The sequence below is a fragment of the Salinicoccus roseus genome, from assembly GCF_003814515.1.
Lineage (GTDB): Bacteria > Bacillota > Bacilli > Staphylococcales > Salinicoccaceae > Salinicoccus > Salinicoccus roseus.
Genome location: NZ_RKQJ01000001.1, coordinates 371,262 through 390,887 on the forward strand (window position 1 = coordinate 371,262; position 19,626 = coordinate 390,887).

26 protein-coding genes and 1 riboswitch are annotated in these 19,626 nt (G+C 49.2%); of the genes, 6 read left to right on the forward strand and 20 right to left on the reverse strand.

The features are described 5' to 3' along the window. Nucleotides 1–16: 16 nt before the first annotated feature. From EDC33_RS02000 to EDC33_RS02020, 5 genes are all read right to left on the reverse strand, one after another. Nucleotides 17–364 (reverse strand): Asp23/Gls24 family envelope stress response protein, encoded by a 348-nt coding sequence (locus tag EDC33_RS02000; protein WP_052443599.1) that lies wholly within the window; start codon nucleotides 362–364, stop codon nucleotides 17–19. 13 nt (nucleotides 365–377) lie between these two features. Further along, on the reverse strand, nucleotides 378–1,724 hold the full coding sequence (gene accC, locus EDC33_RS02005) for an acetyl-CoA carboxylase biotin carboxylase subunit (RefSeq protein WP_124010630.1): 1,347 nt from the start codon (nucleotides 1,722–1,724) through the stop codon (nucleotides 378–380). Continuing rightward, nucleotides 1,724–2,158, reverse strand: coding sequence for an acetyl-CoA carboxylase biotin carboxyl carrier protein (gene accB / locus EDC33_RS02010; protein WP_124010019.1), 435 nt, complete (start codon nucleotides 2,156–2,158; stop codon nucleotides 1,724–1,726). Before accB ends, accC begins: the two co-directional genes overlap by 1 nt. 103 nt (nucleotides 2,159–2,261) lie before the next feature. After that, nucleotides 2,262–2,819 carry an elongation factor P gene (efp, locus tag EDC33_RS02015; protein ID WP_040104673.1) on the reverse strand — a complete coding sequence of 186 codons (558 nt, stop codon included), beginning with the start codon at nucleotides 2,817–2,819 and terminating at the stop codon, nucleotides 2,262–2,264. A gap of 28 nt (nucleotides 2,820–2,847) precedes the next feature. Next, nucleotides 2,848–3,903 (reverse strand): M24 family metallopeptidase, encoded by a 1,056-nt coding sequence (locus tag EDC33_RS02020; protein WP_124010020.1) that lies wholly within the window; start codon nucleotides 3,901–3,903, stop codon nucleotides 2,848–2,850. Between the two features lie 184 nt (nucleotides 3,904–4,087). Here EDC33_RS02020 and EDC33_RS02025 point away from each other — a divergent pair, with 184 nt between their 5' ends. From EDC33_RS02025 to EDC33_RS02035, 3 genes are read left to right on the forward strand one after another with little or no spacing between them, the layout of a single operon-like run. Beyond that, complete coding sequence (locus EDC33_RS02025) at nucleotides 4,088–4,651, forward strand: hypothetical protein (RefSeq protein WP_094905590.1); 564 nt, start codon at nucleotides 4,088–4,090, stop codon at nucleotides 4,649–4,651. Between the two features lie 21 nt (nucleotides 4,652–4,672). Beyond that, entirely contained in the window at nucleotides 4,673–5,575 is a 903-nt protein-coding gene (locus EDC33_RS02030) for a DUF1385 domain-containing protein (protein WP_124010021.1), read from the forward strand. A 2-nt stretch (nucleotides 5,576–5,577) separates the two neighbouring features. Continuing rightward, nucleotides 5,578–5,802 (forward strand): SA1362 family protein, encoded by a 225-nt coding sequence (locus EDC33_RS02035; protein WP_094906037.1) that lies wholly within the window; start codon nucleotides 5,578–5,580, stop codon nucleotides 5,800–5,802. Nucleotides 5,803–5,833: 31 nt separating this feature from the next. Here EDC33_RS02035 and EDC33_RS02040 read toward each other — a convergent pair whose 3' ends face one another. After that, nucleotides 5,834–6,667, reverse strand: coding sequence for a lipoate--protein ligase family protein (locus tag EDC33_RS02040; protein WP_094906038.1), 834 nt, complete (start codon nucleotides 6,665–6,667; stop codon nucleotides 5,834–5,836). 87 nt (nucleotides 6,668–6,754) lie between these two features. On the opposite strand from EDC33_RS02040, the gene EDC33_RS02045 reads away from it, so the two are divergent. After that, a complete protein-coding gene (locus EDC33_RS02045) occupies nucleotides 6,755–7,141 on the forward strand; it encodes a rhodanese-like domain-containing protein (protein ID WP_124010022.1) in 387 nt (128 codons plus the stop codon). A gap of 54 nt (nucleotides 7,142–7,195) precedes the next feature. Here EDC33_RS02045 and gcvPB read toward each other — a convergent pair whose 3' ends face one another. From gcvPB to EDC33_RS02095, 11 genes are all read right to left on the reverse strand, one after another. Continuing rightward, nucleotides 7,196–8,677: an aminomethyl-transferring glycine dehydrogenase subunit GcvPB gene (gene gcvPB, locus EDC33_RS02050; protein WP_040104668.1), complete on the reverse strand. Its 1,482-nt coding sequence runs from the start codon at nucleotides 8,675–8,677 to the stop codon at nucleotides 7,196–7,198. Further along, nucleotides 8,670–10,013, reverse strand: a complete 1,344-nt coding sequence (gene gcvPA, locus EDC33_RS02055; protein WP_040104822.1) for an aminomethyl-transferring glycine dehydrogenase subunit GcvPA — start codon at nucleotides 10,011–10,013, stop codon at nucleotides 8,670–8,672. Before gcvPA ends, gcvPB begins: the two co-directional genes overlap by 8 nt. Nucleotides 10,014–10,034: 21 nt before the next feature. Beyond that, nucleotides 10,035–11,120 carry a glycine cleavage system aminomethyltransferase GcvT gene (gene gcvT / locus EDC33_RS02060; RefSeq protein WP_124010023.1) on the reverse strand — a complete coding sequence of 362 codons (1,086 nt, stop codon included), beginning with the start codon at nucleotides 11,118–11,120 and terminating at the stop codon, nucleotides 10,035–10,037. Nucleotides 11,121–11,186: 66 nt separating this feature from the next. Further along, nucleotides 11,187–11,275: riboswitch (glycine riboswitch) on the reverse strand. Between the two features lie 86 nt (nucleotides 11,276–11,361). Further along, nucleotides 11,362–11,847 (reverse strand): shikimate kinase, encoded by a 486-nt coding sequence (locus EDC33_RS02065; RefSeq protein WP_124010024.1) that lies wholly within the window; start codon nucleotides 11,845–11,847, stop codon nucleotides 11,362–11,364. A gap of 10 nt (nucleotides 11,848–11,857) precedes the next feature. Then, nucleotides 11,858–12,031 (reverse strand): hypothetical protein, encoded by a 174-nt coding sequence (locus EDC33_RS12605; RefSeq protein ID WP_170156336.1) that lies wholly within the window; start codon nucleotides 12,029–12,031, stop codon nucleotides 11,858–11,860. Then, complete coding sequence (locus EDC33_RS02070; RefSeq protein WP_170156337.1) at nucleotides 12,006–12,425, reverse strand: competence type IV pilus minor pilin ComGF; 420 nt, start codon at nucleotides 12,423–12,425, stop codon at nucleotides 12,006–12,008. The genes EDC33_RS12605 and EDC33_RS02070 overlap by 26 nt, the downstream gene beginning before the upstream one ends. Then, nucleotides 12,409–12,678, reverse strand: a complete 270-nt coding sequence (locus EDC33_RS02075; protein WP_040104665.1) for a type II secretion system protein — start codon at nucleotides 12,676–12,678, stop codon at nucleotides 12,409–12,411. Before EDC33_RS02075 ends, EDC33_RS02070 begins: the two co-directional genes overlap by 17 nt. Beyond that, complete coding sequence (locus EDC33_RS02080) at nucleotides 12,668–13,102, reverse strand: type II secretion system protein (protein ID WP_170156338.1); 435 nt, start codon at nucleotides 13,100–13,102, stop codon at nucleotides 12,668–12,670. Before EDC33_RS02080 ends, EDC33_RS02075 begins: the two co-directional genes overlap by 11 nt. Beyond that, nucleotides 13,077–13,406 carry a competence type IV pilus major pilin ComGC gene (gene comGC, locus EDC33_RS02085; protein ID WP_040104663.1) on the reverse strand — a complete coding sequence of 110 codons (330 nt, stop codon included), beginning with the start codon at nucleotides 13,404–13,406 and terminating at the stop codon, nucleotides 13,077–13,079. Before comGC ends, EDC33_RS02080 begins: the two co-directional genes overlap by 26 nt. 10 nt (nucleotides 13,407–13,416) lie before the next feature. Next, nucleotides 13,417–14,454, reverse strand: a complete 1,038-nt coding sequence (gene comGB, locus EDC33_RS02090) for a competence type IV pilus assembly protein ComGB (RefSeq protein ID WP_249036067.1) — start codon at nucleotides 14,452–14,454, stop codon at nucleotides 13,417–13,419. Beyond that, the gene (locus EDC33_RS02095; protein WP_124010028.1) at nucleotides 14,435–15,427 is read right to left on the reverse strand and encodes an ATPase, T2SS/T4P/T4SS family; all 993 of its coding nucleotides are present in this window, start codon (nucleotides 15,425–15,427) and stop codon (nucleotides 14,435–14,437) included. The genes comGB and EDC33_RS02095 overlap by 20 nt, the downstream gene beginning before the upstream one ends. A 215-nt stretch (nucleotides 15,428–15,642) precedes the next feature. On the opposite strand from EDC33_RS02095, the gene EDC33_RS02100 reads away from it, so the two are divergent. Further along, entirely contained in the window at nucleotides 15,643–15,891 is a 249-nt protein-coding gene (locus EDC33_RS02100) for a DUF2626 family protein (RefSeq protein WP_031545000.1), read from the forward strand. Between the two features lie 43 nt (nucleotides 15,892–15,934). Here the strand turns inward: EDC33_RS02100 and EDC33_RS02105 are convergent, their stop codons facing one another. Further along, nucleotides 15,935–16,558: an MBL fold metallo-hydrolase gene (locus tag EDC33_RS02105; protein ID WP_124010029.1), complete on the reverse strand. Its 624-nt coding sequence runs from the start codon at nucleotides 16,556–16,558 to the stop codon at nucleotides 15,935–15,937. A gap of 90 nt (nucleotides 16,559–16,648) precedes the next feature. Between EDC33_RS02105 and EDC33_RS02110 the strand changes: the two genes are divergently transcribed. After that, nucleotides 16,649–16,888, forward strand: coding sequence for a DUF2759 domain-containing protein (locus EDC33_RS02110; protein WP_094905600.1), 240 nt, complete (start codon nucleotides 16,649–16,651; stop codon nucleotides 16,886–16,888). A 57-nt stretch (nucleotides 16,889–16,945) separates the two neighbouring features. On the opposite strand, the gene argH is transcribed toward EDC33_RS02110, so the two are convergent. Continuing rightward, nucleotides 16,946–18,325, reverse strand: coding sequence for an argininosuccinate lyase (gene argH, locus EDC33_RS02115; RefSeq protein WP_124010030.1), 1,380 nt, complete (start codon nucleotides 18,323–18,325; stop codon nucleotides 16,946–16,948). Next, nucleotides 18,318–19,523, reverse strand: coding sequence for an argininosuccinate synthase (locus EDC33_RS02120; RefSeq protein ID WP_094905602.1), 1,206 nt, complete (start codon nucleotides 19,521–19,523; stop codon nucleotides 18,318–18,320). The genes argH and EDC33_RS02120 overlap by 8 nt, the downstream gene beginning before the upstream one ends. Nucleotides 19,524–19,626 lie beyond the last annotated feature (103 nt).

The following is a 19,626-nucleotide window of genomic DNA, read 5'->3' on the forward strand; positions in this document are numbered from 1 at the left end:
CCTATCTAATGTTCATTTATTTAATATTTACGATGTGTACATTGACTTCTTTGACATCATGCTCCGTCATGTTCCGTATCGTCTGGCTGACATTCTTCTGTATGCGCTCAGCCGTTTCATGTACGTTGCGATCTGCGGAAAGAGAAACATAGATGGAGAGCCTGACTTCATTGTCCCTGGTTTCCACCTTTACGCCGCGGCCCCTGTACTTCTTGCCTATCTTTTCGAAGTTTCCACTGGCAAAGTTGTTCTGCAACGCATGCACACCATCAGTTTCGGTAACCGCAATGCTGGCAATCACTTCGAGCACCTCTGGTGATATCTCTATATTCCCAAGATTTGTCTTGTCTTCCTGAATTCTCATGTTAATCACCTCGTCAATTCATTATATCATGATTTGAGAGGAAATCAGTATTATAATCATTCGATCTGAATGATTGATGGAGCAGCAGGTTCGTATGGAACGGAATGGTCGTATCCACCCCGCCGATCTTGAACTCACCAAGTGCTCGAAGCGCGGTCTGAATGGCTTCTTCCCTTGAATCGGCATGTGTAATGAGCTTGGCGATCATCGAATCGTAGTACGGCGGGATGACGTATCCGGAGTAGCATGCTGAATCGAGCCGGACGCCGTAGCCGCCTGGTGTGATGAATTCACGGATCTTTCCTGCCGACGGCATGAAGTTCTTGTACGGGTTCTCGGCATTGATGCGCAGTTCGATGGCATGGCCCCTGAACTCGATCTCCTCCTGCTTGAAAGGTATCGGCTCCCTTCTGGCGACCTTTATCTGCATCTTGACCAGATCTATGCCCGTGATCATCTCTGTGACGGGATGTTCGACCTGGATGCGTGTATTCATCTCCATGAAGTAGAAACGGTCCTCATTCAGGTCATAGATGAACTCGATCGTGCCGGCACCGATATAGTCGATGCTTTTGGCGGCAGTCACTGCGGTTTCACCCATCTCCATACGCTTCTGTTCCGAAAGTACCGGACTCGGCGCCTCTTCGACAAGCTTCTGCATGCGACGCTGGATTGTACAATCGCGCTCGCCCAGGTGGACGACGTTCCCGTGATAATCCCCGAGCACCTGTATTTCGATGTGACGGAAGTTCTCGATGTACTTTTCGATATAGAGGCTCTTGTTGCCGAAGGCACTCTCCGCCTCCTGTTCGGTCATTTTGTAGTTCTGGATGAGGGAGGCTTCATCACGTGCAACACGGATTCCCTTGCCGCCGCCGCCATAGCTTGCCTTGATGATGACCGGATAACCGATCTCCTCGGCAATCTGCTTCGCTTCTTCAACGGAGGCGACCACACCTTCGCTGCCTGGAACAGTCGGTACGCCTGCCTTCTTCATCGTATCCTTGGCGACATCCTTGACACCCATGAGCGCGATGGTCTCATGCATGGGTCCGATGAATATGATGTTGGAGGCTTCGCACATTTCGGCAAAATCGCTGTTTTCGGCAAGGAAGCCGTATCCTGGATGGATGGCGTCACATCCGGTCTTTTTGGCGATGGTGATGATGCTGATCATGTCGAGGTAGCTGTCCTTGGAGAGCTTGGGTCCGACGCAGTAGGATTCAGTGGCGATCTTCCGGTGAAGGCTGTCCTTGTCTGCTTCAGAATATATACTGACCGAGTCGATGCCCAGTTCCGTACATGCCCTGATGATGCGGACGGCAATCTCCCCGCGGTTGGCTACTAGTATCTTATTGATCATTGTACTCTGAACAATGGCTGGTCGTATTCAACCATTTCTCCATCTTCCACGAGGATTTCGACGATTTCACCGGAAATTTCCGCCTGGATCTCATTGAACAGCTTCATTGCTTCGAGAATGCATACGACCGTTGAATTCTCGACCTTGTCGCCGACTTTCACATAGGCATCGGCCTCCGGGGAGGAAGCTTTGTAGAATGTACCGACCATCGGTGCCTTGATGACTTTGCCCTCCTCTTTTGGAGCAGGTTCCGTACTCTGCGCCGGCTTGGGCTGCTGCGGTGCAGCGGATACGGGTGCAGGTGTATTCTGCTGTTCATTCATGCTGTCACGCTTCAACTTGATGTCGACTTCTCCATCCTTGTACGAAAGCTCGGTCAGGGAGGCTTTTTCCATTTTACTAATCAGTTCATCAATATATTCGAGTTTCATGTCTACTGCTCCTTAACATTCAAAATTTCTGTCTTATATTTTACGCAAGTGGTCGTACCAATTCAAGGAAAAAATAAAAGCAGATCGAAATCTGCTTTTATTTTTATGCACGGGAAACGTAGCTGCCGTCATCCGTGCTGATGACCAGCATATCCCCTTCATTGACGAAAAGTGGAACCTGGAGCACAAGGCCGGTCTCGAGCGTTGCGGATTTTGTCGCACCGCTTGCCGTATCACCCTTGATGCCCGGCTCAGTTTCGGAGACCTGCAGTTCCACTGATTTTGGAAGTTCCACACCCAGTGTCTCCCCTTCGTACATGATCAGGGAGACGTTCATGTTCTCCTTGAGATACTTCAATTCTTCCTGGAGTGCTGAAGCCTGGAGTTCGACCTGGTCGTATGTGTTGTTGTCCATGAATACATGGGCATCCCCATCTGCGTAGAGATACTGCATCTTCCTGTTGTCGATCTGTGCGCGGCCGACCTTTTCACCTGCGCGGAATGTCTTCTCCTGAATTGCACCTGTTCTGAGGTTTCTGAGCTTGCTTCTTACGAATGCAGCCCCTTTACCCGGTTTGACATGCTGGAATTCGACTACCCTCCAGATGCCGCCGTCCACTTCCACTGTTAGTCCTGTTTTGAAATCATTGACTGAAATCATGATATTCCTCCTAGGTTTCTGTTTCGAATCATATGATGAACAGCTCTTTACTGCTGTGGGAAAGTTTTTCAAGTCCCCCGTCAGTAAGGATGCAGTCATCTTCTATGCGGACGCCGCCGACGCCATCGATGTAGATGCCCGGCTCCACTGTCACGCACATGTCCTTTTCAAGCACCATATCACTGGATTTGGCGAGTCCCGGCATTTCATGGACCTCGAGTCCGAAGCCATGGCCGAGCGAGTGACCGAAGTTTTCACCGTAGCCCTGCTCCGTGATGATATCACGGGCGATCGCATCAGCTTCCCTTCCCGTCATGCCGGTTCTGATTCCATCCAATGCGGCCAATTGTGATGTTAACACAATATCATGCACTTTTTCCATTTCTTCCGTCACAGATCCGACACCGAATGATCTTGTGATATCGGAAGCATAGCCTTCATAGTATGCACCGAAGTCGAGCGTCACCATCTCGCCGGCCTCGATCTTCTTATCGGAGGCGACCCCATGGGGCAGTGCGCCACGCTCGCCGCTGGCCACTATGATATCGAAGCTTGAACCTTCCGCACCAAGCTTGCGCATATGGTGCTCGAGTTCATTCCGCACCTCAAGTTCGCTCTGGCCGGGCTTGATGAACTTCAGGATGTGTTCATACGTCTCATCGGCAATTTCACATGCTTTCCTTATCAGTGAAACCTCGTCCGATGTCTTATACATCCGGATTCTTTCGATTTCATTGTTAAGCGGCACGAGTTCGAATTTCGCGTCCAGCTGTGCATAAGTATTATAGTTCACATGCTGGCCTTCAAAGCCGATCGTCCGAAGCCCTTTTGTCTCCAGGAATTCCATGATGAAATCAAGGAGCCCCTTATCCTGAAGGACGAATTCGAAGTGCTCGGCCTGATTGGCTGCCTGTGCCTTGTACCTGAAGTCCGATATGAGGAAACGGCCTTCCTTCGTAATGATTGCAGCGCCGCTGGAACCGGTGAATCCCGTGAGGTAGCGCCGGTTGTAGCCACTCATGACGAGTATGGCATCCAGGTTGTTCTTGTCGATCAGGGTTCTGACCTTATCAAATTTAATCATTTGCATCTACTCCACCTTTCAAACTATATTTTACATTAAATTCATGATGATTTCAGTAAACCATTGCCTCCAATTTGAATAAGGCCGTATATTTCCCAAAATGGAAAAGCGACCTTTGCATATGAATATCATCTTTCATAATAACATGATAATATAATACAATGAGATACAGGAGAATGAGTCTATGAAACGTTTAATATATATACCTCTGACGGCACTGCTTCTGGGTGCCTGCGGGAACCCGACAATCGAACAGGAGCTGGAGCAGGCCAACGAGCGCAACGAGGAGCTGAAGGGTATCCTCCAGACCGAGGAGGTCAACTTTCAGAAGAATACCCAGCGTCTCGAAGCGTTGAAGGAAGACATTTCCAAAATGAAGTCCGTCATCGGCAATCCTGACATCAACAGCTATGTCGATATCGTCACCGATTATGCCGGAGGGATGGAACGCAGCCTCACCGACATGGACGGACTGCTGTCGAATTATGATGGGGAAGAACTTTCCGGTTTGGAATCGGATTTCGAAGAAATTTCATCAGAGCTGTTTGAAACGATGGAGGCATATGATGAAAGTTCCGACGGCATCGAGCTTGATGAGTACCTCGAGAGGCAGCACAATGCCATCCAGCTGGCCAACGGTGATATCAGGGCGGCACTCGATACGATTGCAAACGGCATTGAGGCATCCGACTCCGCCCTCTATGAACAGGGCATCGAGCAGCTGCGCAGCGCACACGAATACTATTGATAGAAGGAAGCGTCGAGATAAATGGATAAACCGAAATTCGGCGGCCAGGCAGTGGTCGAAGGCGTCATGTTCCAGTCGCAGAACAGTATGGTGACGGCAATCCGCCGGAACAATGATGAAATAGAGTATTTTGAAATGGAACGCCCCGAGAAGGAATGGGTGAAGAAGCTCAAGAAGATTCCGATACTGAGGGGCAACGTGGCAATCATAGAGTCCAGCATCTATGGCATGAAGCATATGGAATTTGCGGCTGACCGCTTTGAGAGGGCACCGGAGGATGACGGGGAGATTGCACAGGAGAAGCAGGAGGCCAACACGGCCAAAATCGTCCTTTCCACAGTGATTGTAGGAATACTCTCATTCCTCGTAGGGAAGTTCCTCTTCACCCTGATCCCCGTCTTCATCGCCGAAGTGTTTTCCGGAATCGTCACATCACATGCCGGACAGGTATTTTTGGAGTCCTTCTTCAAACTGATCCTGCTGCTTGTCTATATCTATGTGATTTCGATGACGCCGATGATCAGGCGGCTCTTCCAGTACCATGGTGCAGAGCATAAGGTGATCAACACCTTTGAAGGTGAAAAGGAGCTGACGATCGATAATGTACAGGCACATTCCCGCCTGCATTACCGATGCGGGAGTTCTTTCATCCTCTTCACTGTACTCGTCGGCTTTGTAGTGTACATGTTCGTTCCGGTCGATCCCCTGTATGTCAGGGTCCTCAACCGGATTGCACTCATCCCGGTCGTGATCGGCCTGTCGTTCGAATTCCTCCAGTTCACGAACCGTGTCAGGCACATTCCCGTGCTCAAATGGCTTGGTATCCCGGGGCTGATGCTTCAGCTTCTGACCACAAAGCAGCCCGACGACCATCAGGTCGAAGTAGCGATCAAATCTTTCAACAAATTATTAAGGAGCGTATGATGATGAAAAAGTTCCTGCTGTATCTGGTGCTTGCGATAGCGGCACTGGGTCTTATAACCAACCTCGATTACTTCATGGGCATGATCGTCAACTCCCTGATATTCCTCCTTGTACTTGGTCTGATCATGTATGGCATCTATTATTTCTTCGTACTTACACCAAGCCAGAGGAAATACAGGAAAGCACTGAGGAAGTCCAAGAGGAAATACAGGAAAATGAACAGATAGAAAAGAGCCGCTCGACCGAGCGGCTCTTTTTTCATCTCCTATAGTTCCATTCATCTGAAGCATACTTCTCTTTGATTTCCTCCAGCCGCTTTTCATCCTCCACTGTAAGCGCGTAGGGTTCCGTAGAGATGCCGAGACCCTTTTCGAACCCATCCTTGAAGGCGGGATAGAGGTCCTCCACTGTGAAATGCCTGCTGCTTATTTCATTGATGGCGACGGCCTTTTCCTTGAACGCCTCCTTCATTTTGCTTTTGAACCGCTCATTCGTATATGTAAACATGTCGAAAAGGTGGTCGATGTCCACATCAAGCAATATCGAACCGTGCTGCATGATGATGCCATTCTGGCGGGTCTGGGCACTGCCGGCAATTTTACGTCCTTCAACGACGAGTTCATACCAGCTTGGCGTATCAAAGCATACACTGCTGCGGATGTTCGTCAGCTCCTTCTTTTCCTCATTCGTCCGTGGGATGCTGAAATTGGCATCAAGACCCAGGTTCCTGAAGCCTTCAAGAAGCCCATGGGACAGTATGCGGTAGCTTTCAGTGACTGATTCAGGCATGTCCGGATAGTCTTCAGGAAGCACTACGCTGTATGTCAGCTCCTTGTCATGGAGGACACCGCGTCCACCCGTGGCCCGGCGAACGAGCTCATAACCATACGCCTTTACACGGTCGATATCGATCTCCTTGCGCATCTTCTGGAAATAACCGATCGACAGCGTCGGCGTCTCCCATTCATACAGCCGGATGGCAGCAGGAATTTCCTTTGCACGGACCTTTTCCATGAGCAGTTCATCCAGAGCCATGTTATGTACGGCATCGTTCTTTCCACTTGCGATATAGTACCATATGTTGTTTGCCATATTGATCTCTCCCATCATTTTCTCTTTTAAATTATATCAAACATCTCTATAATAAACTTATGTGAAGTTTTTAAGGAGAGATGTAAATTGGATACTTGGTTGATCATCCTGTTGGCTGCAGTCGTCGTCCTACTGATTCTGGTGCTGAACGGCTACAGGAACATGAAGAGCGTCAAGGCGCTGCCTCAGGAAGAATTCAAGAAGGACTTGAGGCGCGTCCAGCTGATAGACTTGAGGGAAAAGGAAAAGTACGAATATGGTCATATCATGGGGGCCAGGAACATACCGATGATGAATTTTTCAATGAAGATGAATTCACTCCGCAAGGACAAGCCGATCTACCTCTATGACCAGAATGGCCGTCTGTCCATCAGAGCCGGCAGGATGCTGAGGAAGGCAGGCTATACGGAAGTCTATATGCTGAAGAACGGCATCAGCAAATGGACCGGAAAAATAAAATCGAAAAACAGATGATGCAACATGAAAGTCCCCATGCTCCTCAGGAGTATGGGGACTTTACTATTGGCTCTATTTTTCGTCTACAATGTCTTCACGCTGGAATCTCAATACAGGCTTTCTTGCTGCCTGTGTTTCGTCCAGACGGCCGATGACTGTCGTATGAGGTGCTTCCAGGACGATATCCGGATTCTCTTCCGCCTCTTTCGAGATGCCGATCAGTGTATCGACGAAGCCATCCAATGTTTCCTTGGATTCGGTCTCTGTCGGTTCGATCATCATGCACTCTTCGACGTTGAGCGGGAAGTAGATGGTTGGCGGGTGGTAGCCGAAGTCGAGCAGGCGTTTCGCCATATCGAGCGTACGCACACCCATCTTCTTCTGCCTTGATCCGCTGATGACGAACTCATGCTTACAGTGCTGCTTGTAAGGCAGGTCGAATGTACCTTCGAGCCTTCTCATCATGTAGTTGGCATTGAGTACCGCAATCTCTGAAACTTCCTTGAGGCCGTCTGGTCCCATCGTACGGATGTACGTATAGGCACGGAGATAGATGCCGAAGTTGCCGAAGAACGGCTTGACGCGTCCGATGCTCTTCGGTACATCATGCTCGACCTTGTAGGAGCCGTCATCATTTTTGACGATGACTGGTTTCGGAAGGTACTTGGCAAGTTCAGATTTGACGCCGATTGGTCCGGAACCTGGTCCACCGCCGCCGTGAGGGCCGGTGAATGTCTTGTGCAGGTTGAGGTGTACGGCATCGAAGCCCATGTCCCCAGGTCTTACTTTTGCCATGATCGCATTCAGGTTGGCGCCATCATAGTAGAGTTTGCCGCCTGCTTCGTGTACGATGTCGCGGATTTCAAGGATGTCCTCCTCGAAGAGTCCGAGTGTGTTCGGGTTGGTCAGCATGATGGCTGCCGTGTCATCCCCGACCAGGCTTCTGAGGTGGTCGATGTCCACAAGCCCCCTGTCATTGGATTTCACAGTAACAGCTTCGAATCCGGCAACCACTGCACTTGCAGGGTTTGTACCGTGTGCTGAATCCGGAACGATGACCTTCGTACGCTTGAAGTCGCCATTATCCTCGTGGAATGCCTTGATCATCATCAGTGCAGTCCATTCACCCTGTGCACCTGCAGCAGGCTGCAGAGTGATTTCGTCCATGCCAGTGATCTCTTTAAGGTGTTCCTGCATATCATAGGTGATTTCAAGTGACCCCTGGATCGTCTTGTCGCTCTGGAGTGGATGGCTGTATGCAAATCCTGGCATCCTGGCAACTTTTTCGTTGATTTTCGGATTGTATTTCATCGTACATGAACCGAGTGGGTAGAAACCGGAGTCCACACCATGGTTCTTGTTCGAGAGCTCAGTATAGTGGCGCATCAGGTCAAGTTCACTGATTTCAGGAAGTTCCGCTTTAGTCTGGCGGATGAACTTGCTGTCCACGATGTCGCTGAGATCCTTTTTCTCCACTTCCAGATCAGGAAGTGAATAGGCAAAACGGTCTTCTGTGCTTCTTTCAAAAATCAAAGGACTGGATCCTTTAAGCATTGTATTCACCCAACCTTTCGACAAATCCATCTATTTCTTCTTTCGTACGCAATTCTGTCACTGCAATCAGCATGTGGTTGGCAAGTCCGGAATCCACTTTGCCGAGGTTGTATCCACCAATATAGCCGTGCTCGAGCAGTTCGTCATTGATTTCGTCGATATCCTTGGACAGTTTGACTGCAAACTCATTGAAGGACTGGCCTTCCAATACAGTGAATCCTGCAGACTGAAGCTGATTCTTCATATAATATGTCTTCTGGATATTCTGCTCTGCCATCTCAACAGCACCATTCTTGCCGAGGGCACTCATCGCAACTGAAGATCCAAGGGCGTTCAACGCCTGGTTGGAACAGATGTTGCTTGTCGCCTTGTCCCTTCTGATGTGCTGTTCACGCGCCTGGAGGGTAAGGACGAAGCCGCGGTTTCCATCGTCGTCCTGAGTCTGGCCTACAAGTCTGCCCGGCATTTTCCTCATGAGCTTCTTGGTTGCTGCAAAGTAGCCACAGTGCGGACCGCCGAATTGTGTAGGGATACCGAAAACCTGTGTATCTCCAGTGACGATGTCCGCCCCGAATTCACCCGGAGGCGTCAAGAGGCTCAGTGCCAGCGGGTTGCTGTTTACGACGAAGAGACCTTTATGCTTGTGGGCGATCTTCTCCATCTCCTCGAGATCTTCGATGGATCCGAAGAAGTTCGGGTATTGGACCATCACTGCTGCAGTATCTTCGTCAGATGCAGCATCCAGCTTTTCAAGGTCCGTATAAGTGCCGTCAAGCTCAACTTCGACTACTTCGATGCCCTGCGCCTTGCAGTAGGATTTGAGCACTTCAATCGCCTGGTAATGTACACCTTTTGAAACGACGACCTTCTTCTTGCGGGTCTGGCCGGCTGCCATCGTTGCAGCTTCTGCGAAGGCTGTCGGACCATCATACATGGATGAGTTTGCAACATCCATGGCAGTCAGTTCGGAAATGAGCGTCTGGAATTCGAAGATTGCCTGCAGCTCCCCTTGGGAAATTTCCGGCTGATATGGTGTGTAGGCCGTATAGAATTCTGAACGGGAAATGACGTGGTCCACTACTGTAGGGATATAGTGGTCATAGACACCGGCACCCAGGAAGGAAACATGGGTTTCGGATGTGATGTTCTTGTTGGAAATGTTCGCGAGTTCGCGCAGCAGTGCTGTTTCACTCTTTCTTTCCTTAAGATTGAGTTCTCCTTTGAATCTTACGTTCTCAGGAATATCCTCGAACAGTTCGGAAATGCTGTCGATACCGATCGTATCGAGCATATCCTTCTTATCTTTTTCAGTTAATGGTAAATAACGATGACTCAATTCATACACTCCCTTATACTCTTAATTTTTGTGGAATGGTGTTTTGACGAACTTGGCTTCCACATCCCTGTTCCTGACTTTGATGTTGAACGTTTTGTCGATTTCGTGGAAGTCGCGGTCTACAAGGGCAAGACCGATTGAACGTTTGGTCAGTGGGGACTGTGTACCGCTGGTTACATAGCCGACCTTGTTGCCCTCGCTGTCAGTCACTTCATAATCCGTCCTTGCTATGCCTTTGCCCACCAGTTCGAAGCCGGCAAGCTTTCTTGGTGCACCGTTCTCCTTCTGTTCCTTCAGGACGTCCCTGCCGATGAAATCACCCTTGTCCACTTTTACGGCAAAGCCCATGTTCGCTTCAATAGGTGTGATTTCTTCTGTGAGGTCCTGGCCATGGAGAGGCAGACCTGCTTCAAGCCTCAATGTATCACGGGAACCAAGGCCGCATGGTGCAGCGCCTTCGTCGATGAACAGCTTCCAGAGCTTTTCAGTATCTTCGGCAGCACAGTAGATTTCAAATCCATCCTCACCAGTGTACCCACTCTGGGACAGGATGACGTTGCATCCGTTGATGTCTACGTCTTTCCTGAACTGGAACATCTTCATTTCGCTGATGTCTTCATCCACATGCTTTTGGACTGCTGCCCTGGCATCCGGCCCCTGTATTGCAATCTGGCCGTACTCCTTCGATACATTCGTCACTGTTGCGTCATAGCCGGAGATGGACTTGAGCCATTCGTAGTCCTTGTCCGTATTGCCGGCATTCACTACAAGGAGATATTTCTGCTCTTCGAGCTTGTAGATGACGAGGTCATCGATGACTCCGCCCTGCTCGTTGCAGAGCATCGTGTATTGTGCTTTTACATCCGTAAGCTTCTCAGCATTGTTGCTCAGCGCATAGTTTACAAACGCTTCAGCTTCATTGCCTTCCACGAGTATCTCACCCATATGGCTGACCTCGAACATTCCCATGGCTTCACGCACAGCAGTATGTTCTTCCTTGATGCTGCTGAATTGTACAGGCAGTGCCCAACCCGAAAAGTCGATGACCTTGACCCCGGATTCCTGGTAATAATCATACAATGGTGTTTTCTTAAGTTCAGACATGATTTTCCTCCTTTAATAAAAAACAGGACAGCTGAATATCAGCTGCCCTGTTGATTTCCTTCAGGAATGCGTCCCAGTGCTGTTCTTTTGCCTGAGAGATTCACCTGCTAGGTTTGCTCCTTCGGCGACGATCACTCGTTCTCTCGAGCACTGTTCAATCGCAAAATTTTCAATTATTAATCCGAGCTCATTATAACCCCTATATCGATAAAATAGCAAGGCTTTTAAAAACAAAATGTAAGCCCTAACACGACTTTATTTCGAGAATGTCCGAAACCACTTCATTCACCTGAAGTGAAGCATCCATCTCATGGTCTGCAACTGCCCGGTATTTTTCTATGCGTCCTTCATAGAGTGCCTTGACCTGATCCCTGCTTTTTACCAGCGGCCGGTTCTCATCCCCTTCGATCCGTCGGTAGAGCGTCTCGAAGTCCGCATGGAGATAGATCACCGGCTGTTCCGTATTCTTGAGGAAATCGTAGGACCGGCCATATGTAACGACACCTCCGCCTGTGGCGATGATGCCGCTGGTCCTGCTGGTCCGTGACAGTGCCTCAAATTCCTTCTGTCTGAACCCTGCTTCCCCCTCCTCTTCAAATATACGGGGAATCTCCCTGCCGGCGAGCTTTACCACTTCTTCATCCAGGTCGATGACCGGAAGGTCCATCCTTTCACCCAGAGCGTCAGCAATTGTCGTTTTTCCGCTTCCCATGAAGCCTATAAGTATCATATCTTTCCTCCTAGTCCATCAGTCCCTGAATCCGCATCTGATATATCTCTATGAAGCTCGATTGTATTTCCAGTATCATGAACATCCTATTATGGTAATGGTAATACAGCCCCACCAGATATAGCAATATGAAGTATACGGAAAAGCTGAAGAAAGCATCATTTCGTGAAAAGAAGTGCTTCACTGTTCTCCCCCTCCCCCGAAGCTACTGTAAGGACAACATGGGTATCGGTTTCCCGCAGGTTGAACTGCTCCACTTCGAACATGACGGTCACAAATCCGCTGCCTTCGACACTCTTGACTATGCGGCTGCCATATTTGCGGTAGCTGATGTCGCCCTTTGCAGTCTTGAAGGTGATCACTTCATTTTCGCCATCGGCAGCCACAGCTGTACTTCCTTCATGCACCTCTGTAATTTCAAAGATGAAGAAATCCATTTCAAAGCCTTTTTTCGGTGACTGTACCGCATCAAACTGCATGAGGATCGATGGCATGAGCGCCATGACAAAAGCGGCGATGGACAGGCTGACCAGTGCTTCAATGTAGGTGAATCCCCCCGGCTCATTCAAAATAGGCACACCGCTTTTCATTTTTTATGCTGCAGATCCGATTGTCATGGATCATATAGGAAGAAGTGCTCCTCCTGAAGGCTTCGAAATCTTCATGTGAAAGTATTTCGAGATACAGCCGCCTGTTGAATTCAAGTGCCTCTTCCGACTCCGTCATCGTCTGTTCGAGCATCATCACTGCAGGCATCAGTACGCTTATGATGATGCCGAAGATCAGCATCGCCAGCAGACTGTCGACGAGCATGAACCCTTTATCCTTCAATTCTGAACCGCCCCCTCTGTATCTGAAAAATGAAGCTTACGGACCGGTTAAGACAGTCGAATGATATGGTGCCGAATTTGTCCGTGTCCCCATTGGATTTGAATATGATCCGCTCCAGGCCCCCAGAATTCAATTTACAGATGTCGAGGGGATAGGTTCTGATGATCCGGCCATTTCTGCCGCGGATCAGGAGGCGCTGTTCCAGGCGGTCCATTTCAACGATCTGCTGAATGCCGCTGCCCATCGCCCCCGTCTGGGCACTCTGGAGAAAATAGCCGATGGTTTCAATCTCATAATCGATGTTCCTCCCTTTATCCGAGGGCATGTTCACCACGCTGAGCAGCATGAGGACGCTGATGATGCAGAGCGTCAGCATCATCTCAAGCATGGTGAACCCATCACTCGCTGCGTATCGCCTGCCCATTTGTAACCACAATCGCATCCCCATTTGCACATGTGACCTGATCAGTCGTCAAATATTCAGGGACCAGACTGTCTATGGTTGCCGGCGGTCCCCCTTCGTTCAGGGTGTAGGCTTCTACTTGGCTCTGGACCATGCGGACCTGCGCTTCACAACCGGTATCCTGTACATTCGCACTCTGGGCCGCTATGTTCGGTATGATCAGGATGATCAACACGGATATGACGAGAAGGACAAGCAGCATTTCAATCAGTGTAAAGCCGGCATCGTTATTCTTCTTTAATTTTTTTGCACATGATTTTTTCATTTGTTTCCTCCTAGTTGATGGATGACATCATTTGGAATATCGGTAATACGATGATCAGGTAGAGGCAGATGATCAGGACACCCAGGATGACGAAGATGACAGGCTGCACCTTCCTGGTCACATTCTCGATGCGCATGATCAGGCGCTCCAGGGTGTATTCGCTGAACATGATGAGTTCATTCCCTACGCTGCTGTTCTGCTCTCCGTGATTGACGAATATGGACAGTTTCGGGTCCAGCAGTTCGATGTGTGCAAGGGCCTGCGAAAGCGAGTCCCCGGCCAGAAGTTTTGTCTCGATGCGCCTGGAGATGTGGCGGAGATAAGGGTTGATCTCCTGGTGTATGAATAGGTCCAGGATCTCCTTCACTTCCAGGCCGTTATTCAGGAAATAGCCGAACTCGCGGGAAAACCGGTATGTCTGGTAGCCGATGAAGAAGAACCCGATGGAAGGGAGGCGTGCCAGAACCTTCGATTTCCGTTCGATGTCCTTCATATTCAGCAGATACAGTATGATGCTTCCGGCAAGCATGACTGCGAACACAAAGATGAGTATCGCAAGCGGGAGGGCCTCAAGAGCCATGATGAGCATCTTTACGATTCCTTCAGAACTTGTCCCCATCGCTGAATAGAGGCTTTTGAACTGGGGGATCACAGTGAAGTTGAGTGTAATGAGTATAGTGAGGAATATTGCGACGAGGAGCATCGGATACTGCAGTGACTTGACCAGCTTGGCAGTCGTCTGCCTGACATTCTTCAAGTAGGCGGATGAATCCCTCAAATTTGCAAGCACCTCTCCATGGATCTCGGCGAAGGAGACCTGGATGACGATGGCGTCCCTGTACCCCATCGCCTTCAATATGCTGCTCAGGCTGCTGCCTGAATTGACCATATCCAGATACTCGTCCTGCTGCTGCGGCTTCAGTACATCATACTGTTCAATCAGGAACACAAGGGCCTGTTTGAGTGTGAAGCCGACTTCGAGGAGGTCTGCAACTTTCATGAGAAAATGGGCATCATATTTTCCGAGTCTATTTGAATTTCTCCACATATGAAAGATGTTCATCTTCTGTGAGCCTCCCCGCAAGATGGAGGGCATCGATCTTGTCCACTATCGTCTGATGCCGTATGGTGCCGCCCTTCAACAAAGTTTCGATCTGGCTGTTGTCGAGTGATTCATAGATGATGAAGCTTCCACCCCCTGTATAGATGATGCGCTGATTAACGATCAGTGAGATGCTTTGCAGAATCTCTTCGTCATAGAGGCCATAATCCTTCAGGCGGCTCAATGTACTGACTGCCGACCTGCTGTGGAAGGTGCTGAGCACCAGGTGCCCTGAAAGACTTGCCTTAAGAAGCTGGGAGGCGATGGTGGCATCCCTGATTTCGCCGAACATGATGATATCCGGATCGCATCGGAGCACGCCTTTCAGGAGCGGTGCATAGTCGATGTTCGCTTTTTCGTTGATTTCCACCTGGATCAGACCATCAAGCTCATATTCGATCGGATCTTCGATGCTGATGATCTGCCGCCTGCCGGATGCGGCCACTTCCTGTATAAGCCTGTACATGAGTGTGGATTTCCCCGATCCTGTAGGTCCGGTAAAAAGGATCAGCCCCTGCTGACGCCCCAGATACGGCAGGAAGAAATCATAATCTCCGGGCGAGTCGAACAACGCGGATGAAGGACGGCCCTCCATCGCATTGAGCACACGGATGACGACGATTTCGTTCATCAGGGAGATCGGGAGTGTACTGACCCTGACATTCAGCACTGTGTCTTCAATATTGATTGCCGTCCGACCGCTCTGGGGAGCCTTGTGTTCATTGATGTCAAGCTCTGCTATGAACTTCAGATAATTCACGGATTTCCGATATGTCTCAACCGTCATTTCTTTTAGGGGGTGCATCTCCCCCGCCTTCCTTATCCTGACCAGACCCATTGCGCTCTCAAGCGTCAGGTGGATGTCCGTGGCATTCTGATGCATTGCATCTTTCAATATCTCTTCAACCAGCTGTTTCATCATTCACCTCCTACCCTATATATGGAGCAAAAGGGGCGTTTTGATTTTTTCTGAAATAAATGATGGATTTTTGCATTATGGTGTTTGATTTGCTGTATAATAGGGATTAATGGAAATGGGTTACATTACATTTATACCGATAAGTATTTACTTTGATATGCAATTTATTTATAATTGACTATGATATGTTAAGTAACGATGAAAGGACTGTTCCTATGGATAAGTTATTCAAGACATTGGGGTTCTGGACTGCAATGTTTGCAATCCTGTTCTATGTCGGTGACATGATGATGATGACGTTGTTCTTCATCGCTCAAACTGGATTCTTCATTCTACTCGGCTACATGAAGCTCACTGAAAGAATGTATATGTATGTATTTGCTGCATACCTGGTCTTTTTCTTTGTAGGCTTTACATACTTCACAACCTTCCTGCTCGAGCCGAGTTTCGGTAACCAGCACTAATAAAGAACCAGGCAGATATCATCTGCCTGGTTCTTTATTTTACCTATGCCCTGACAAAAGGGTTGCCGGTCTTCTCTTCACCGATCGTCGTTTCCGGACCATGTCCCGGATACACGGTCAGGTCATCATCAAGGGTGTAGAGCTTCTCCCTGATGCTGTTCAGCAGGGTGAGGTGATTCGCCTGATACAGGTCGGTCCGGCCGATGCCGCCATTGAACAGGACATCGCCGGAGACGATGAAATCTTCAAACAGGAAGCTCATGCTGCCGGGTGAATGCCCTGGTGTATGCAGCACCTGGAACTTGAAGCTGCCAATCCGGCGTTCCCCCTCTCCAATGATTTCTGGAGTTATGGAGGATTCGATGAGCTCGAGCCCCATATCCCTGTACTTTCCTGATCCATTCTTCGAGGCATCACCGAGCCAGTCCTGCTCTTCCCTGCCTATCCATACATCGACCCCGAAATGGGACGCGACCTCATCAAGTGCGCCGATATGATCGAAGTGTGCATGGGTCAGCAGTACTGCCTTCACCGTCTGCCCCTCTTCGACTGCACTGATGATTTCATCTGCGTCCCCTGACGGGTCGATGATCAGCACTTCATCTTCATGCTCTAGAATATAGCAGTTCGTCTCCAATGGTCCCAATGGTAATACTTTAATCTTCATGCTGGTCCCTCCTTAAAATCCACTCGACAAAGCTACGTTTTAATTATACAATATATATGAGAATAAAGAGAACATTGGAGGTTGAGCAAAATGCCATTCATCGATACTGGTGAACTGTTTGAAATTGGCGGTATTACCATCCATATAGGAGTCAACGCTTTTTCGGTACTCATGCTGATGATTGCGATCGTCGGCGTATGGGGACTTGTGGCTGCAGTCAAGAACAGGAACCTGCTGGCTGTTCTATTCAGCTTTGCTACAGTCATTACATTTGGATTTTTCGCAATTGCTACCATCTTTACATACGGTTATCCGGATCTGGCACACTAGATCCATCCGCATGTATCAAAAAAGGCAAACCCAGTGTGGGTTTGCCTTTTTATTTTACTATATGGACAGTGTGGCCTCGGCTGCAGAAAGCTGCTTTTCAACCGCTTCCGTACCAGTTCCGCCAAGGCTCTTCCTTCTGTCGACTACAACTTTTGGTGTCAGTACAGTATATATGTCCTCATCGATGGACGGATGGTGCGCCTGAAATTCTGCGAGGGATAGATCCTTCAGATATTTGCTGTCGTTGATGCATTTCAAGACCAGTTCGCCGACCACTTCATGGGCCTTCCTGAACGGCACGCCCTTCTCCACGAGATAGTCGGCCAGTTCCGTAGCATTGGAGAAGTCCTTTTCGACGGTCTGTTCGAGCACATCCTCGTTTATCGTCATCGTTTCGAGCATCCCCGTCATGATGCGTAGGGATCCCGTAACCGTCGTCACTGCATCAAATACCCCTTCCTTATCTTCCTGAAGGTCCTTGTTGTAGGTGAGCGGCAGGCCCTTGACGAGCATAAGCATGCTTGTAAGCGCCCCTGTCGTACGCGCACTTTTGCCGCGGATCAGTTCAGCCATATCAGGGTTCTTCTTCTGCGGCATCATGGAACTGCCCGTCGTGAACTGATCGGACAGCTGGACGAAGTTGGCCTCTTCACTCATCCAGAAGATGATCTCCTCCGATAATCTCGAAAGGTGGACCATGACGAGACTGATGTTGGACAGCGTTTCGATGATATAGTCCCGGTCACTTACAGCATCCATGCTGTTCTGATAGATGTCCGAGAAACCAAGGAGCTCCTGGGTCTGTTCGCGGTCTATATCGAACGTCGTCCCGCTGATCGCACCGGCGCCAAGCGGTGAAAGGTCGATGCGCGCCAGTGAATCGTTGAAACGGTCCTTGTCCCTTTTGAGCATCCAGAAGTAGGCCATTATGTGATGCGAGAACAACACGGGCTGCGCACGCTGCAGATGTGTATAGCCCGGCATGACGACATGGATATTCTCCTTGGCAAGGTTGAGTATCGTATATTGGAGCGTCTCGATGCCCTCGATGATTTCATATGCCTTCTCTTTGATGTAGAGGTGCATGTCTGTGGCGATCTGATCATTTCTGCTGCGTGCAGTATGCAGCTTGCCACCCACTTCGCCTATTTTGGAGATCAGGGCATGTTCGACATTCATATGGATGTCTTCATGCTGGACGGAAAATTCAAGACGTCCTGCATCATAATCATCCAGCACCGATTTCAGACCTTCTATGATCTTGTCCCTTTCCTCTGCTGTAATGATGCCCTGCGCTGCGAGCATCGTAGCATGTGCAATGCTTCCGGTGATATCCTTTTCAATCAGCACCTTATCAAAATGGATGGATGCATTGAATGCATCCACCCACTCCAGGGCCTCGCCTTGAAATCTGCCGCCCCAGGCCTTCTTAGTCATAAAGCTTCACTCCGCTTTCGAGCATGGATTTCACTTTTGTCGGAAGTCCGAAGATCTCTATGAATCCAACGGAAGCATCCTGGTTGAAGGCATCTTCATTCGTGTAGGTCGCCAGTTTTTCGTTGTAGAGGCTGTTGTCTGAACGTCTGCCGGTAACAGTGACGTTTCCTTTGTACAATTCGACGCGGACTTCGCCATTGACAGGCTGCTGCATATCCTTGAGCATCTTCCTCAATGAATCGGACAGCGGGGAGAACCATAGGCCGTTGTATACCTGTTCAGCAAACTTCTGTTCGATGACCGGTTTGAAGTGTGCGATATCCTTCGTGAGGGTGATCGTCTCGAGATCATGTTTCGCTGTGAGAATCACTTTGGCACCCGGTGTTTCATAGACTTCACGGGATTTGATGCCGACGAGCCTGTTCTCGACGTGGTCGATTCTTCCAACCCCATGTGCACCTGCAATTTCGTTGAGCTTGATGATGAGGTCATCCAGGTCATAGGAGGCACCATTGATTGCAGTCGGGAGCCCTTCTTTGAAAGTGAGTACGAGCTCTTCTGCTTCGTCCGGTGCGTCAGCGATGTTGCTTGTGAGGTCATAGGCATCTTCCGGCGGCTTGTTCCAAGGATCTTCCAGCACGCCGCATTCGTTGCTTCTGCCCCAGAGATTCTGGTCGATGGAATAAGGGGAATCCAGATTGATTGGAATTGGAATGTTCTTCTCTTTTGCATAATCGATTTCTTCTTCCCTGCTCCATGTCCATTCGCGTACAGGTGCAAGCACCTTGAGTGTCGGATCCAGTCCCTGTATCGCCACTTCGAAGCGCACCTGGTCGTTCCCTTTACCTGTACATCCGTGCGCCACGTAGTCTGCATTCGCTTCATGCGCTATCTCGACAAGCTTCTTCGAGATGAGCGGACGGCTCAGCGCAGAGACCAGCGGATATTTCCCTTCATACATCGAGTTGCCGTAGATTGCATATGCAACAAACTCATCAGCGAATTCCTTCGTCGTATCGATGACATGGGATTCGATTGCGCCCATATCCAAAGCCTTCTGATGAACGATATCAAGGTCTTTTCCTTCTCCAACGTCCAGGCAGACTGCCACGACATCGTATCCTTTATCAATGAACCATTGGATGGTTACACTTGTATCCAAACCACCTGAATATGCCAATACCACTTTTTCCTTCATTTCGGTCACCTCTATAATTTTTTAATATTGATTAATGTAATGATTAGAATGATAGCATTATAAAGATTCTAAATCAAGCATATTTATTCATTTTTATGCATGT